At 34.5% G+C, this 16,895-nt stretch carries 12 protein-coding genes; all 12 read right to left on the minus strand.

Annotation, left to right across the window (positions count from 1 at the left end; genetic code table 11):
• Positions 1-19: 19 nt before the first annotated feature.
• The 12 genes from AB8U03_RS10330 to pglX all read right to left on the minus strand — a co-directional run bounded on the left by AB8U03_RS10330 (position 20) and on the right by pglX (position 16,824).
• A complete protein-coding gene (locus AB8U03_RS10330) occupies positions 20-601 on the minus strand; it encodes an ANTAR domain-containing response regulator (protein WP_369704476.1) in 582 nt (193 codons plus the stop codon).
• 68 nt (positions 602-669) lie between these two features.
• Positions 670-1,839 carry a M20 metallopeptidase family protein gene (locus tag AB8U03_RS10335; protein ID WP_369704477.1) on the minus strand — a complete coding sequence of 390 codons (1,170 nt, stop codon included), beginning with the start codon at positions 1,837-1,839 and terminating at the stop codon, positions 670-672.
• Positions 1,840-1,861: 22 nt separating this feature from the next.
• Complete coding sequence (locus tag AB8U03_RS10340) at positions 1,862-3,031, minus strand: M20 metallopeptidase family protein (RefSeq protein WP_369704478.1); 1,170 nt, start codon at positions 3,029-3,031, stop codon at positions 1,862-1,864.
• Positions 3,032-3,052: 21 nt separating this feature from the next.
• Positions 3,053-4,489 (minus strand): M20 family metallopeptidase, encoded by a 1,437-nt coding sequence (locus AB8U03_RS10345; protein ID WP_369704479.1) that lies wholly within the window; start codon positions 4,487-4,489, stop codon positions 3,053-3,055.
• 34 nt (positions 4,490-4,523) lie between these two features.
• Positions 4,524-5,435, minus strand: coding sequence for an oligopeptide ABC transporter permease (gene opp4C, locus AB8U03_RS10350; protein ID WP_369704480.1), 912 nt, complete (start codon positions 5,433-5,435; stop codon positions 4,524-4,526).
• A gap of 12 nt (positions 5,436-5,447) precedes the next feature.
• Entirely contained in the window at positions 5,448-6,398 is a 951-nt protein-coding gene (locus AB8U03_RS10355; protein ID WP_369704481.1) for an ABC transporter permease, read from the minus strand.
• Between the two features lie 20 nt (positions 6,399-6,418).
• Positions 6,419-7,432 carry an ABC transporter ATP-binding protein gene (locus AB8U03_RS10360; protein WP_369704482.1) on the minus strand — a complete coding sequence of 338 codons (1,014 nt, stop codon included), beginning with the start codon at positions 7,430-7,432 and terminating at the stop codon, positions 6,419-6,421.
• Positions 7,433-7,435: 3 nt separating this feature from the next.
• The gene (locus AB8U03_RS10365; protein ID WP_369704483.1) at positions 7,436-8,431 is read right to left on the minus strand and encodes an ABC transporter ATP-binding protein; all 996 of its coding nucleotides are present in this window, start codon (positions 8,429-8,431) and stop codon (positions 7,436-7,438) included.
• A gap of 98 nt (positions 8,432-8,529) precedes the next feature.
• Complete coding sequence (locus AB8U03_RS10370) at positions 8,530-10,158, minus strand: peptide ABC transporter substrate-binding protein (RefSeq protein ID WP_369704484.1); 1,629 nt, start codon at positions 10,156-10,158, stop codon at positions 8,530-8,532.
• 383 nt (positions 10,159-10,541) lie between these two features.
• Positions 10,542-11,780 (minus strand): [FeFe] hydrogenase H-cluster maturation GTPase HydF, encoded by a 1,239-nt coding sequence (gene hydF / locus AB8U03_RS10375; protein ID WP_369704485.1) that lies wholly within the window; start codon positions 11,778-11,780, stop codon positions 10,542-10,544.
• A 16-nt stretch (positions 11,781-11,796) separates the two neighbouring features.
• Positions 11,797-13,194 carry an aspartate ammonia-lyase gene (locus tag AB8U03_RS10380; protein ID WP_369704486.1) on the minus strand — a complete coding sequence of 466 codons (1,398 nt, stop codon included), beginning with the start codon at positions 13,192-13,194 and terminating at the stop codon, positions 11,797-11,799.
• Between the two features lie 36 nt (positions 13,195-13,230).
• A complete protein-coding gene (gene pglX, locus AB8U03_RS10385; RefSeq protein WP_369704487.1) occupies positions 13,231-16,824 on the minus strand; it encodes a BREX-1 system adenine-specific DNA-methyltransferase PglX in 3,594 nt (1,197 codons plus the stop codon).
• Positions 16,825-16,895 lie beyond the last annotated feature (71 nt).

Below are 16,895 nucleotides of genomic sequence, written 5' to 3' on the forward strand. Positions count from 1 at the left end.
ATGTGTATTCCCCCATTTTCTATTTAACATGCCTATTGTTGAAATCTATCAGTTTTTTTGAAGTTTCCAGAATTGAACACTGATTGTTCATACTAAGTTTTCGTATTTTGCTATAGGCTTCATTTTCAGTTATACTATATTTTTCCATGAGCAGTTCTTTAGCTCTGTAGATTATTTTAGTTTTTTCAGCCTGCTGTTTTATCTCTATGACTTTATTTCTAATTGATTTTATCTCCCTGCCTTTGGATATTGCAATTTCAATTTGGGGAATCAGCTTTCTTTCATCTATAGGTTTTACAATATACCCGAAAACACCAATTTCCTTGGCCTTATTGATAAATTCTTTTCCACTATAGGCTGTAAGCATTATCACAGCTTCCGCCAGCTCTTCTTTTATTATTAATTGTGCAGCCTGTATACCATCCAATTTAGACATTTTTATATCCATGATGGCCAGATCCGGTCTACACCTTCTGCATAAATCTACCGCTTGAAGTCCATCAGAAGCTTTTCCCACCACATCATATCCTGAAGATGTAAGCATCTCATAAATATCCATTCTAGTAATAGGTTCGTCTTCAGCTAATACTATCTTACCCATTTTTAAATCACCCCTATGCTAAAATACAATATAAACATGCTGTAGCTTTGAAAATAGAATTCAAGATATTAATTTTGCAAAAAATCCACAGCTATCCGGGCATAAACTGCAGCCCCTATAGGAAGACAATTTTCATCAATGGTAAAATGATTGGAATGTTGTGAATACATGCATCCTTTTTCCCTATTTCCACCGCCCAGTATCATAAAAGTCCCCGGTACTTTCTTAAGATAGGTTGAAAAGTCCTCAGAACCCATAACCGGTGGTATCTGAATTATATTTTCTTCGCCTATGGCTCCAGCTGCAGATTTCTTCACAAATTTAGTTGACTCAGCTTCATTAACAGTAGGACTGCATCCCATTTCATATCCAAATTGAGCTTTACAACCATATGCATCACATATATTATCTATCATTCTCTTCATCCATTTAGGCACCATTTCTCTGGAATAATCTGAAAATGCCCTGTTTGCTCCAGTCATTTCAACCTTTCCAGGAACCACATTAAATCTCTCTCCTGCATTTACAGTGCCTACATTTATAACTATAGGATTTCTTGCATCGTTAAATCTGCTTACAATGGTTTGAAATCCTTCCATTATTGCAACAGCACAAGGCATAACATCAACTCCCTGCCACGGCGAAGAACCATGACAAGATTTTCCTTCTATAGTAAGATGCCAGGTATCTACAGAAGCCATGAGAAATCCCTCCTGAACTACTACCTTTCCGGTTTCGATTAGTCCAAAAGTATGCATACCTATGATCATATCCACTTTAGGATTTTCAAGAGCCCCATGTTTTATCATATACGCTGCGCCAGTTCCAACCTCCTCTGCAGGTTGAAAAATAAATTTTACACTGCCACATAATTCATCTTTTAAATCAGACAATATTTTTGCAGCTCCCAGAAGTTCCGTAATATGAGTATCATGTCCACAAGCATGCATATAACCTGGATTTTGGGAACTATAGGGAAGCCCTGTTTCTTCATTAACTGACAATGCATCAATATCAGCACGAAGTGCAATGACTTTTCCAGTTTTTTTTCCATGCAATAATCCAATCACTCCGGTTTTTCCCGTAAGAGTGGTTTCTATACCCATTTCATTAAGCTTATCAACTATCATCTTTGATGTTCTAACCTCTTCATAAGATGGTTCCGGGTGCATGTGAAAATCTCTTCTGAGCTCAACCATCCATGGTTTTATTGCCTTAGCTTTCTCTAGAGTACTCATTTTTTATTACCTCCAATTTTAATTAAGCTTTTAAGAAATCCAAAGCTACTTGAGCATAAGCTGCAGCTCCTATGGGAAGACAATTTTCATCAATGGTAAAGTGATTGGAATGTTGTGAATACATGTATCCTTTTTCCTTATTTCCACCACCCAGTATCATAAAAGTCCCCGGTACTTTTTCAAGGTAAGAAGAAAAATCTTCAGAACCCATAATTTTTCCTATTTGAATTATATTCTCTTCACCTATTATTTTAGCTATTGATTTTTCTGCAAACTCAGTTGAAGTATCTTCATTGACAGTGGGACTGTATCCCTCTTTATACTTAAAATCATATGTACAGCCATATGCACCGCATATGCCATCTATTATTTTTTTCATCCATTTAGGCATCATTTCCCGGGAATGCTTTGAAAATGTCCTATTCATTCCCATCATTTCAACTTTTCCCGGAACCACGTTAAACCTTTCACCAGCATTTACAGTTCCCACATTAATAACTATGGGATTTCTTGCATCATTAAATCTGGTTACGATGGTTTGAAATCCTTCCATTATTGCAACAGCACAGGGCATAACATCTACTCCCTGCCACGGCGAAGAGCCATGACAGGATTTTCCCTCTACTATAAGATGCCATTTATCTCCCGAAGCCATAAAAGGTCCCTTTTGAACTACCATTTTACCAGTTTCCAGCATACCGAAAGTATGCATTCCTATGATCATATCTACTTTAGGATTCTGAAGGGCTCCATGTTCTATCATATAATCCGAACCAGTTGCGGCCTCTTCTGCTGGCTGAAAAATAAATTTTACGCTGCCACATAATTCATCTTTTAAATCAGACAATATTTTTGCAGCTCCCAGTAGTTCCGTAATGTGAGTATCATGTCCACAAGCATGCATGTATCCGAGATTTTTTGAGCTATAGGGAAGTCCAGTATCCTCTGTAACAGACAACCCATCAATATCTGCACGAAGTGCAATGACTTTTCCCGGTTTTTCTCCCTTTAGCAATCCAATAACACCTGTTTTCCCTGTGGTAATAACCTCTATATCCATTTCTTTAAGTTCTTCAGCTATAATTTTTGATGTTCTAACCTCTTCATAAGATGGCTCCGGATGCATGTGAAAATCTCTTCTGAGTTCAACCATCCATGGTTTTATCTCATCAGCCCTTTTTAAAGTATCCACGTTTAAAATCACTCCAATAAATTATTGATTAAAATTTTTTCTATTTAAAGAAGGCTTGATATCCGGAGGAATAGGACATACATATTTTTCTCCATGAAGCCTTTCCTTTAATTCTTTTTTGGCTTTATTTATGAGCTCATGCTTTTCAAACAATTCCAGTGCAGAAAGTGCTATAATTTTTCCTGCCATGAGCATACTTTTATGAGAAAATTCTCCCTTCATCTGGGCTACAACCTGCCAGGAATGGCCTGGTGTACCCAATGCATAACAAGATGTAAAGCACTGTGCTGTTGGAACCACCCAGCTTACATCACTTACATCCGAAGATGCATGAATTATATGGGAGCTCTCTTTATAGGGCATAATAAAATCTGCAATAGCTTTTTCTTTTAATCCATCTTTAAACTCCTGATTTATAACAATTGGAAAATAATTTTTCTGCTCTTCAGTTAAAGTCTCCCTTATCTTTTCAGCATATTCTATATCTTTTTCATCTGGAATCACAGGTCCCAATTCCAACATTTTTTCATACATTATTTTATTTAAAGTACTATTTATGACAAGATTTGAAAGTGCATTGTCAAAAATAATTTCATAAGTAGTACTCGTCATAAGTGCAGCTCCTTTTGCAATATTTATAACTCTCTCATAAATTTCCTTTACCTGTTTCATTTTAGGAGCCCTTATCAAATAAAGCACTTCTGCATAGGATTGTACAACATTAGGCGAGAGACCGCCGCTGTTGGTAATGGCATAATGTATTCTTGCATCAGATATTATGTGCTCTCTTAAATAATTAGTTCCAATGTCCATAAGTTCCACTGCATCCAGTGCACTTCTTCCCAGATGAGGGCAATCTGCTGCATGGGCACTTACACCATGAAATCTAAAATAAGTCTCTATATTTGCAGTCATGCTGCTGCCCAATACTGCATTTATACTTTGTGGATGCCATCCAAAGACTGCATCCACACCCTCAAATACTTTCTCCCTAACCATATAAGTTTTACCTGAACCCCCTTCTTCTGCAGGGCATCCAAAATAACATACAGTTCCACTCCTATTATGTTTTTTTAAATAATCCTTAACTGCCACTGCAGCTGCAAGAGAGCCTGCACCTAATGCATTGTGTCCGCATCCATGTCCATTTCCATTCTCAATTAAAGGCTGTTTTTGTGCAATTTTTTCTTTTTGACTTAAATTATACAATGCATCATATTCACCTAGAATTCCAATCACCGGTTTGCCGCTGCCATAAACTGCTTTAAATGCAGTATCAATACCTGCTACACCTTTATAAACAGTAAAACCTTCATCTTCAAGTACATTACATAAAAGATTGGATGACTTAAATTCTTTAAAACTATTTTCAGCAAATTCCCATATTTTATCACTAACTTCAATAAATAAATTCCTTTTTTCCTCTATGATAGATATGATCTCATTTTTATCCGCCATAAAATTCTGCCTCACTTTTTAATAAAAATTTTGATTACCTTGCATTTGTTGGATCAAAAGCATCTCTTAAACCATCACCAATGAAGTTGAATGCCAATACAGTGAGAACAATCATAATTCCTGGTGGAAACCACAGCCATGGTTCGCTTGTCAAAACAGTAAGAGCCTGGGCGTCCGTAAGCATATTCCCCCAGCTTGCAGTAGGTGGCTGTACCCCCATTCCCAGAAAACTAAGTGAAGCCTCATATATAATAGCTCTGGCAATTCCAAAAGTTGCATTTACCAAAATAGGCGCCATAGTATTTGGAAGTACATGGGAAAACAATAATCTTGGGGTACTAAATCCAAGTGCTACAGCAGATTTTACATAATCCATTTCTTTAATAGAAAGTACATTTCCTCTAACCAAACGTGTTACACCCGGCCACCCCAAAAAACCTAGAACCCATATAATATTCCTAAGACCAGGCCCAATAATACTTACCACCACTAATATAAGCATCATCTGAGGAAATGACATAAAAATATCTGTTATACGCATAATAATCATATCAATTTTTCCACCAAAATATCCTGATATAAGTCCAAGTACCGTACCTATGCTCACACTTAAAATCATAGTTCCAATACCAACAAGCAGAGAAACTCGTGCGGCATATATAAGACGACTTAACACATCCCTGCCAACCTGATCAGTTCCAAGTAAGTGACTGGAAGATGGCGCAGCACCAAATAAATTTTCTACAGCATATGGACTTTTAGGAGCTATAAGCGGAGCAAATACTGCGATTATAGCTAGTACAAATATGAATATAACTCCCGTTACAGCCATTTTATGCTTTTTAAATCGCTTTATAATTAAATGTGTATAACTTTCACTAGCTACAGATGTTTCAACAGCTAATTCACCTGAACTACTTTGCAATCCTGCTTCCATTTTGCTCATAATATTAACCTCCTAGTTATACCTAATACGTGGATCCACAATAGAATATATAATATCAATCAGAAGATTGGCCACTATAACAACTATGGTTCCAAATAAGATGAGACCCATTAAAGTGGTATAATCACGACTCATTACAGAAGATATAGTAAGTTGTCCTATTCCTGGCCACTGAAAGACCTGTTCTGTAACTACAGAACCACCCAGTAAAGTGACAATCTCCAGACCTGTTATAGTTATAATAGGAAGCATTGCATTTTTAAAAGCATGCCTATTTATAACTATGGATTCTTTTAGCCCCTTAGATCTTGCTGTACGCAAATAATCCTGATCCAGTACTTCCAGCATGCTGGAGCGCACATATCTTACAAGTGTTCCTGCTTCATTTACCCCAAGAACAACGGCAGGCAATATCAAATGCTTAAGTACATCTAAAAATCCATTATTTTGTCCTAAAGTTATCATACCTCCAGAAGGTAATAATTTTAATTTCAGGGCAAAAACATATATAAATACAAGACTAAGAAAAAAAGTTGGAACTGATATTCCAATAAGTGATCCGGTTGTAGCTATATAATCCAATTTTGAATACTGTCTAGTAGCACTTAAAATTCCCAGTGGAATAGCTATTACAAATCCAATTATAAGAGCAGCAGCCATAAGCAAAAAAGTAGGAAATATCCTCTGCCCTATTATTTGGGATACAGGCTGAAATGAAGTCAATGAATATCCCAAGTTACCGTGAAGTACATTTCCAAGCCAGCTTAAATACCTGACATACAGTGGCCCATTTAGCCCCAGTGCAGCCTTCCTGGCTGCAATATCAGCTGCAGTCAGATGCGGATCAATCATTTTATCCAGCGGGCTGCCTGGTGCCATATTAATGATTATAAAACTTATTATAGTTACACCAATTAAAACTGGAATACTTATTAATATTCTTCGAACAATATAGTTACCCATTTAAAAGTCCTCCTTATTAATTAAAAACTATCCTGAAAAAAACAAGCTGACAGATGTTCCTCACTCCCTACCCCTTTTACCTGTTTTAATTCTGGAGTTTTTTCACTGCATATATTTTTTTTAGCAAATTTACAACGGGTATGAAATCTACATCCTTTTGGTGGATTTGCAGGACTTGGCACATCACCCTCCAAAATAACCCTCTCTTTGTTCCTCATGTGTGGATTTGGTATTGGATATGCACTCAAAAGAGCCTTAGTATATGGATGCTTTGGATTTTCAAAAATTTCCTCCGTACTTGCAACCTCCACTATCTTACCTAAATACATTACTGCAATTCTATCGCTTATATACTTTACTGCTCCCAATCCATGAGCTATAAAAAGATAAGTCAGATTGAACTTCTCTTGTAAATCTTTAAGGAGGTTTAATACCTGTGCCTGAGTGGACACATCCAGTGCTGACACGGGTTCATCACAGACAATAAGCTTTGGTTTTAGTGCAAGTGCCCTTGCAATGCCAATACGCTGCCTCTGTCCACCTGAAAATTCATTTGGGTATCTATTTTTAAAACTTTTAGGCAGTTCCACATAATCTATAAGTCTATCAACTTCTTCAGGTATTTTGTCATCTGGTACAATTTTATGAACTTTAAGAGGTTCCGCCAGTATATCATATACACGTTTCTTAGGATTTAAGGAAGAATAGGGATCTTGGAATATTATCTGCAGCTCAGTACGAATACTAGCCATACGTTTATTTGAGTATGCTGCAATATCTTCATTATTAAAAAATATGCTGCCTTCCGTGGGATCTTCAAGTCTTACAATTGTACGGCCCATTGAAGATTTTCCACACCCTGATTCTCCTACCAATCCCAATGTTTCTCCTGGATAAATCTTTAAATCGACACCATCCACTGCTTTTATATGTCCAACAGTTTTTGATAAGATACCCCTTTTTATAGGATAATAAGTTTTTAATTTCTCAATGGAAAGTAATGGTTTCATCTGTTTCTCTGCCTCTTTAATCATAAGCTATATTGCCTCCTTATCTGCTTCCTCCATAGTTTCAGCTAAAAAGCAGCGCACTTTATGACCTTCACCAGTAGAATTTAAATCCGGTGCTTCCATTTTGCATCGTTCAGATGCATAGGGACAGCGATTATGAAAACGGCATCCCACTATACCCTGATAAGTGGATGGAACCATTCCCTTTATGGATTCCAAACGTTGGTTTCCATTTGAATCAATCTGGGGGATTGACTTTATAAGTGCCTGGGTATAAGGATGTTTTGGATTGTCAAATAAGGTAAACACATCCGTCTCCTCAACTACCTGTCCAGCATACATTACAATAACTTTATCCGCCATTTCCGCTACAACACCCAAATCATGGGTAATAAGCATAACCGACATTTTCATATCTTTTCTGAGTTTTTTAATCAAATCCAGAATCTGTGCCTGAATAGTAACATCCAGTGCAGTAGTAGGTTCATCTGCAATTAAAAGTTCAGGTTTACAGCAAAGTGCCATGGCAATCATTACTCTTTGTCTCATTCCACCTGAAAGAGTATGCGGATAATCATTAATTATCTTATCAGCTCTGGGTATACCTACTAAATTCAACATATTTACTGCATATTCTTCCGCTTTTTTATGATCCATATCCTGATGTAATTTTATAGCTTCTGTTATCTGATCTCCTATTGTAAAAATAGGATTCAGCGAAGTCATTGGTTCCTGAAAAATCATTGATATCTTGTTGCCTCTGATGTCTCTCATCTCTTTATCTCCCAAATTTGCAAGATCCACATTGTCAAACTTTATCTGTCCCTTTTTTATATATCCCTTTTTACCTAAAAGTCTCATTATAGACAGAGAAGTTACACTTTTTCCACAGCCGGATTCACCAACTATGCCCACTGTTTCTCCACGATTTATATCAAAACTCACATCTTCTACAGATACCACTTCTTTTTTATTTGATTTAAATGCCGTCTGAAGATGTTCTACGGAAAGCAAACAACTCATATTTATCATCCTTTCTATAATATTTATAGTAAAACAATCTTTTTATACTGCAAAAGATTATAAGTTTGAATTAACATATAATCTTTTGCAGATTTCAATTATTTACTTTGTACATCCCATTTATATACATCAATGAACATACCATAATTCTTAGGTTTTCCATAAGTTACTCTTTTATTTACAGCTTTTAACTGATTCTGAACATATACTGATGGACAAGGTAAATCCTGTGCGAATATTTCCTGTACTCTGTCATAATTTGCTTTTACCTGAGCTGAATCGGTAAGATTTAAACCCTTTGAAAGTAAGCTATCCATTTCCGCATTGCTGTACTGTGATAAATTAAGTCCCTGTCCAGTCTTTAATATAGCTGATACATCCGGATTCATAGGATAAACAGGTATGCCTACCAGATATATATCAAAATTGTGTTTTTTAGCTGTAGCAAGACTTGTAACAAAATCGTATTTCTGAGGATTTACTTTTATGCCTACACTCTGCAAATTTTGAGTTATGATATCTGCAACTTGCTCACGAACTTTATTCCCTGTAGGTATATCAAAGTTTATGGCCTTGTTTGGATCCCATCCTGCTTCTTTTAAAAGTGCTTTGGCTTTTGCAGGATCATACGCAGTAGGTTTTAAATCTTTATTTACAAATTTACTTTCTTTTAAATAGGGCAATTCGATTATCTGACCTTCACCTTTTAACAGACTGCTTATTATCATATTCCTGTTTATGGCATAGGAAATAGCTTTTCTAACTTTTGGATCAGGCACAGTCTGTACATTTATCATCAAAGTTTGGATAGTACTTTGAACACCTGATGAATCTGTTTTAAGATTACTCATAGCCTTTACTTTCCCATAATCTTCAAATGGTATTTGTCCTAAATTTGGATCGTTCATATCAATTTCTCCACTTTGCAATTGAGCAGTTATATTAGCTCCTGGCATAATCTTGAAAATCAATTCGTCTAATTTAGGTGTTCCTTTAAAATAGTCTTTGTTTGCAGCAAATTGTACATACTGGTCTTTTACGTATTTCTCCAGTTTAAAAGGTCCATCACTTACGGTTGGATTCTGAATAAATGCACTCTGATAAATTTTATCTGGTGCAGTGCTCTGAAGTATATGTTTAGGAAGAGCTTTAAGTTTAGTTCCTATTGTATCTTCAAATAGTGTTAATTCCATAGGTGCTTTGGTTGTGATAGTCATGGTATGATCATCAATCTTCTTTACACCGGATATATCCGTACTTCCAGAGGTATTTTTACCTGAATCATCTAGTCCTTCAATGATATTAAAATTTGATGCCACAGTAGATGGTACTTTAGGATTGGATATAAGACCAATGGTATATGTTTCATCATCTACAGTTACAGGTTTTCCATCACTCCATTTAGCTTTTGAATTGAGTTTAATTGTAAATGTCTTATTATCTTTAGTTGTAATGGAGTCAGCCAGCATAGGCTTATACGTCATGTCATCATCCAATTCCACTAGATCCTGAAATAACAATCCACAACTCACTTCTTGTGCTACATCCGTCCATTCCAATGGATTAAAGCCACTTGGAGCATTCATCATGCCCACATTGATAATTTTCTTTTCATTTCCCAAGCTGCCGGAACTTCCCCCTGAACTTCCACAGGCAGATAAAACAAGTGCAAATATACATACAAACGAAATTAGTATTTTACTTTTAATTCCCTTATTCATTGTCATACTAGTCATCCTCCCAAAATCATATTGAGTTGCAATCAATTATGAATGTTTTTATAATAATACCACCATTTTTTATACAATTCAATGCTATTTTATTATTTTTTATATTATTTTATTGTCATTTTATCATAATAACGTTTTATTATTTATAATTTATCAATATATGTATACATTTAATGAATCTAAATTACAATGTTTATTCAAAATTACAATTATTTTTAAATAACTTATGAATATATTTTAATATCTTATCTATTTTTTTACATTCAAAAAAAGCATGATTAATTCACTTAAATGATATTAATTATGCCTTTTATATTCAAAAATATATCCGAATATTTATATAGAATTTTTTAATAATTTTCGCAGTTGATTTAAAAAAATCAATTTTCCATACTGTCCCATATCATCTTAGCCATTGGAAATGGTTTTAAAGCCCTATCCAATATTCCCTGAACATAAGCAATAAGTATACCATAATTAACTATAGGTACATTAAATTCTTTTGCAGTATTGATCCTATAGAGCATGGCGGATCTATTTAACATACATCCACCACAATGAACTATAAGTGAATATCTTTTTATGTCATCCGTAAAAGAAACACCAGATGAAAATTGGAAATCTATTTTTTTCCCCGTAATCTGCCTTATCCACCTTGGAATCTTCACCTTTCCTATATCATCAGACTGTCTATGGTGGGTACATCCTTCCGCAATTAACACCTTATCTCCATCTTTCAACTTTTTTATAGTTTTTACTCCCCTTATAAGCTCCACTAAATCCCCTTTGTATCTGGCAAATAATATGGAAAAGGAAGTCATTAAAATATCTTTAGGTGTATCCGCTGCCACTTTTAAAAATGCCTGGGAATCCGTAACTACAACTTTAGGTTTTTTAGCTAAATTTTCCAATGTTTCTTTAAGTTCATACTCTTTTGTTACTACTGCCATGGCATCACTTTCTAGAATATCTCTTATTGTCTGCTGCTGTGGCAGTATAAGTCTTCCTTTAGGTGCTGCCTTATCAATAGGGGTAACAAGCACCACAAAATCCCCCGGACTTATTAAATCCCCAATTATTTTAAATTTATCTTCGTTTTCAGGTAGTACATTTGCTATTTCATTTTTTAATTTTTTAATCCCCTTCCCCGAAGCAGCAGATACTGCTATAACCGGCAAATTCAATTCTGCTTTTATATTTTCAACATAATCATTATCTATATTCAATAGATCAGTTTTATTCAGCACCACTATTAACGGTATTTTTTTACTTTTAATTTCATCTATCATATATCTGTCATAATCCGTAACTCCAACGGTGAAATCTATTACCACCAATGATACATCTGTTTTATTTAAAACTTCCATGGTTTTTTTCTTCCTGAGATGACCTAATTGTCCCTCATCGTCAAGTCCTGCGGTATCTATTATTACACAGGGGCCTATAGGCAAAATTTCTATAGACTTATACACCGGATCTGTAGTAGTTCCCCTTACATCTGATACTATAGCTATATCCTGTTCAGTTATAGCATTTATAATACTTGATTTTCCTGCATTTCTTTTTCCAAAAAGAGCTATATGTATTCTTACAGAACGGGGAGATTCATTTAAACTCATAATTACACCTCCAATATTATTTTCCAGGTATCCCTGGCTTTGTAAGTTGATAAGGATTCATAATCTCATCTATTTTTTCTTTGGACAATATTTTTTCTTCACATAAAACTTTTTTTATTGTTTTATTCCCCTTTAATGCCTTTTCCGCCAATTGACTGGCCCTGTCATATCCTATATAATGTACCAGAGCTGTTACTATAGCCGTAGATGATTCAAGGTTTTTCTCACACCTTTTTTCATTAACTTGAATATCCTCAATACATTTTTCCTTAAATATTATAACTGTCTTTTCCAAAAGCTCCAATGATTCAAGCAGACATTCCGCAATAAGTGGAGTAAAAGCATTTAATTCCAACTGTCCTGAAGCACTGGCCATGGTAATAGCAGTGTCATTTGATATTACCCTCATACTCACCTGACCCACCATTTCCGCTATAACAGGATTAACTTTACCTGGCATAATTGTGGAACCTGCTTGGACCTTAGGAAGAATTATCTCTCCAATTCCTCCTCTGGGACCTGAATTCAAGAGTCTTAAGTCATTGGAAATTTTCAAAAGATTGACAGCCAGGGATTTTAAAAGCCCTGAAACTTCTACAAATACATCACAATTCTGGGTTACATCCATGGGATAATCAGATCTGGCAAGACCAAGACCTGTTAGATTTTGAAGTACATCTGTCATCTCATATATGAATTTGTTGGTGGCATTAAGTCCTGTACCTATAGCAGTACCTCCTATGTTAATTTCCCTTAATCTTTCTTCTACCTTGTAAATTCTCCATCTGTCCCTTGCTATTGCCTTGGCATAAGCTCCAAATCCTTGACCTGCCATCATGGGAAGTGCATCCATCAATTGAGTTCTCCCAAGTTTTATCATATCTGAGAACTTATTTTCCTTTATCTGCAATTCTTCCTGTAAATCTGCCAAACAACCGCTCAGCTTTCTTATCTGTCGTATAGCTGTAATTCTAAGGGCCGTAGGATATACATCATTTGTAGATTGCGACATATTTACATCATTTAAGGGATGTACCAGTACATAATCTCCTTTTTCGCCTCCAAGTATTTCTATAGCTCTATTAGCTATGACTTCATTTACATTCATATTGGTAGATGTGCCTGCACCGCCTTGAAATGCACTTAACTCAAATTGATCATCAAATTTACCATCTATAACCTCTTCGCTGGCCTTAATTATAGCATTGGCTTTAACATTTCCTATTTCTTTCAAATCCGCATTCACCATTGCAGCCGCTTTTTTTATAAGTGCAATCTCTTTAATTAAATTCAGGTTTACTATTTTACCACATAGATTGAAATTTTCCAGAGCTCTTTTAGTATTAATTCCAAAATAAGCTGAAGCCTCAATTTTCCTTTCTCCAAGCAAATCCTTTTCCAATCTAAACTTCACATTCTTACCCCCTTGTACTTGTATATGTATATTATCCTATTTTAAAAGCGCTTCAAGTTTTTCATAATTAGCTTTAACTCCGTCATCCAAATGAATTTCCACCTTCATATCAGCAATATGATGCAACTTTTCATCATATTGTTTCAATTCATCCACTGCTTTGTAAAGGGTTGATAGCTTTTTCTTTGCATAACTCTTTTCATAGGTATCATAACTTTCCTCTATAATATGAGTTAAGAATTTTTCTTTTCTGTCTAATTTATCTTGAAGATCATGCAAATAATCCATTCTTATTTTGGACAAAATACCTTCATTATATCTATGCATATAAATTAAACAGTTAAAAGCTTTTTGATTTCCCGAAGTAAACAGCCAATATATAGGTCTTTTTTTATATATTTGAACATGATCTTTAAAAAAATCTTTGAGAAAATATCTTTTTATAGTATCCTTATCACTTTCATCCTTATTTTTTTTGAGAGTTTGTGCTATGAAATTAATATTTTGTGATAAATTCTTCTCTCCAAAAGTTATACCTATAAATTTTATAAATCTAGATACTATATCATTCTGAAAATAACCTTCATCAAATATTGGGATGATATTATCCTGAGCAGGGACAAAAGTAGAATTCACCCAATTATCAGAAATAACATTACCCTTTGCATCCATTTTTGTCTTTCTAACCTCCCAGCTTTCACTTGTGGCTTGCCACTTATCACTCCATTTTCCTCCGGCATATACAATTCCCTCTGTATCCAGAGAATACCTTCCAAACATACATCCCACCGCATAAGATATGAAGGATTTAATATCCCTCTCCCTATTGGCCCTACTTATTGTAATGTCTTTTTCTTCAATTTCTGCAGTCATTTCATTTTCAAATCCATATATTTGTATAAATATTCTATTTAATTCTTCTTCAGCTTCTTTTAATCTACAGAATTGTTTTTCTGAAAAATCACGCCAATTATCATAAGCTTCCTCTATACTATTTGATCCTTTTTTATAAACCAGCAGAGGATGCTTCTTAAAATTCCATGAAGTTTCAAAAGAATCCCAGTGGTTTTTAGATATACGTATACATTCTTCACACAAAAAATCAATTTTTTTTCTCAGTAATATGTTATGTTCCATATATACAGGAATTTGTTTAACAGTACCTGCAGTAAGATTCAATGTAGGTGAAATGAATTCAAAAATATTCATCATTATCTTAGTATTGAAAAAGCACAATATATAATTATAATCGGCTTCATTTTTTACAAATATTGAGTCTGCAGATTGATCAAAAATAAAGCCTTCATTTAGCACCCTTATAGTATTCCTACCTGAAGTTATTCTTTTCCAGCTTATACCTCTGTGGAAAAAAAATTTTTCATTTCTTATAACAGAACCTTTTTCCCTTTTTACCTTTTGGCCATTATCCTTCCAATAAATTATTTCAGACACATTTCCATACCATTTTCTGGCTTCCCCACCCATCTGATATGGTATCCAGTATTTTTCACCGTTATCTTCTCCTGGGAAACTTATAAGGTCGTATTCTACTTCAAACCACTGCCTTATATATGCATCATTGTTTCCCGTCTGCATACCCGTACATGGAAATGAAACATCAGCTATGACTTTTGCTCTGTTTAGTATTTCAATTTCCCGGTCAGTAAGCCAATATCCAAATCTCTTTCCCGGAATGCTTTTCATCTTTTTCTGATTTACGGCAAATCTGTAATTTACGCAGGGATTAGCTATTGCCTCTCTAGTTTTTACCGGTTGATTTCTAGCTCCTTTAAAACTTGACAATTTTATATAATCTCCCGCAATATCCACATTGTAATTTCTCAAAGTAAATGTGCAAATTGGCACTGTAGCTTCTTCAAATCCAGAATACTCAAGCTGAATTAAACTACTTATATTCTTATGGTGAATTATAATTTCCCTTAGTTTTTCATAAGATTGTATGAACATCCATACAAAGGGAACCATAAATGCCAAACAGCCATTATATTTAACTTTGGAAAAACTATATACTATAAATGCAGAAAATATATCTGCTTTTACCTCTGAATAATTTTCAGCAATATATTTCCCAAGCAATGGATTGAAATACTTGTTTCCCATATAGGGTGGATTTGTAACTAGAATATCATAGGTTTCTGACATTATCTTAGCCTGTTTTATATACTTAGGCAATAGTCTAATAACCTTTTTTCTGCTTTCATTTTGAGTTAAATTTTCCACCGGATTGCTTATTATGTATTTTAATCTACTTTTAAAAAAGCTTTCATCAAACTCCCTTAATTGTATTAATGAGCCGTATATTTTAGCATTTCTAAATTTCTCTATAAATGCTTTTGTCTTAGTATAATTTTTCCCCAATCTTTCCCCTGCTATATAAATTATATCATCCTCATTAAGACTATTGCTCTCCTGTATAGACACTATATTTAAACTTATGCTTTTTGCCTCGTTGCTCCTGGATTTTCTTTCTGCACTTCTGAGAAGCTTTTTGTTATATTTCATTCCCTGCATGACAACGGCAAAACATGCCAATTGATATGCCCTGTCATCTATGTCCATTCCATAAAGATTGTTCTTTATAATCAATTCTGGTATTTCCCTCTGCATGTAGCCACACTTCTCATATATCTGATATAATACATCAAACATATATATAAGTATATGCCCAGAACCACAAGCCGGATCAAAACATTTAACGTCTTCAACTCTCAATTTCCTATCTATATAAGGTAGCAATTTTTCTTCAAGCACAGTATGAGGATTTTCAATATAAAATTTCCAATTTTTCTTTAGATCACTGTGCTCTGGATGGGATTCCACCCAATATCTTCCCAGTGAATTTTCAACCATATATCTAACTATCCAATCTGGAGTAAAAAGTTGTGTAACATAGGGTATTTCTTCTTTAGTATATTTCTTTTTCGCTTTCATGACCTTATTTTTTTCTTCAGATATATAATATTCATAAAGCCAGCCTATAATAGTTACATCTTTCCAATCGCTTTCAGGTATTAGGTCTGTATCTGTCAACCTTCTTATAAAAGCTCCTTCATTTAAAATTCCCCCTGGAAATAGTAATTCAGTACTATTTCCCAGCTTTTCAAACATAAATGGAAGGGTTTTATTTAAGCTATTGCACTGGGCTATTATCATATATTTAAATAGGCCTTCCATATCATTATTTGATTTCATGTGGTATATTTTTTTAGTATCTACCGGAAGCTCTACTTCAAAAGCATCTCTTATTAGATCCGGTTCAATATTTCCTGGTAAAGAAGAAGATAGTGCTCTAACCCCTGTAGGTAAATAATCATTTACTTCCATGAACCTCAGTGCTACAAATCTATTAAACCAGGTATATGCAATTTTCTCAATAACTTTGTCATATCCCTTTTCCCCATTATCATTTAAATTTTTAATTCTCTCAATAAGTTTTTTTCTTTGCAGTTTTTCCTCTTTACTGAGGACAGTTCCATTTACAATTATGTAATCACTTGAATCTCCAATATTATCTTTCTGTATACCATACTGTAGGGCTCTAATCTGTACCCTTTCAATTAGTTCATCTCTACTTTCACATGCTAAATTCTTTAATATACTCTTGTTCATCTCACATACCTCTAAATTTTAATCTTCCTATTATCAAAAACACTATTGAAATCATAAGAATAAATGAATTC

It is taken from the genome of Clostridium moutaii (genome assembly GCF_041205085.1).
Taxonomy (GTDB): Bacteria; Bacillota; Clostridia; order Clostridiales; family Clostridiaceae; genus Clostridium_B; species Clostridium_B moutaii.

What these genes read in the sequence shown, in the direction of transcription:
- AB8U03_RS10330 (WP_369704476.1), bottom strand. Translation starts at nt 601, where the DNA reads ATGGGTAAGATAGTATTAGCTGAAGACGAACCTATTACTAGAATGGAT.
- AB8U03_RS10335 (WP_369704477.1), bottom strand. Translation starts at nt 1,839, where the DNA reads ATGAGTACTCTAGAGAAAGCTAAGGCAATAAAACCATGGATGGTTGAG.
- AB8U03_RS10345 (WP_369704479.1), bottom strand. Translation starts at nt 4,489, where the DNA reads ATGGCGGATAAAAATGAGATCATATCTATCATAGAGGAAAAAAGGAAT.
- opp4C (WP_369704480.1), bottom strand. Translation starts at nt 5,435, where the DNA reads ATGAGCAAAATGGAAGCAGGATTGCAAAGTAGTTCAGGTGAATTAGCT.
- AB8U03_RS10355 (WP_369704481.1), bottom strand. Translation starts at nt 6,398, where the DNA reads ATGGGTAACTATATTGTTCGAAGAATATTAATAAGTATTCCAGTTTTA.
- AB8U03_RS10360 (WP_369704482.1), bottom strand. Translation starts at nt 7,432, where the DNA reads ATGATTAAAGAGGCAGAGAAACAGATGAAACCATTACTTTCCATTGAG.
- AB8U03_RS10365 (WP_369704483.1), bottom strand. Translation starts at nt 8,431, where the DNA reads ATGAGTTGTTTGCTTTCCGTAGAACATCTTCAGACGGCATTTAAATCA.
- AB8U03_RS10370 (WP_369704484.1), bottom strand. Translation starts at nt 10,158, where the DNA reads ATGACAATGAATAAGGGAATTAAAAGTAAAATACTAATTTCGTTTGTA.
- hydF (WP_369704485.1), bottom strand. Translation starts at nt 11,780, where the DNA reads ATGAGTTTAAATGAATCTCCCCGTTCTGTAAGAATACATATAGCTCTT.
- pglX (WP_369704487.1), bottom strand. Translation starts at nt 16,824, where the DNA reads ATGAACAAGAGTATATTAAAGAATTTAGCATGTGAAAGTAGAGATGAA.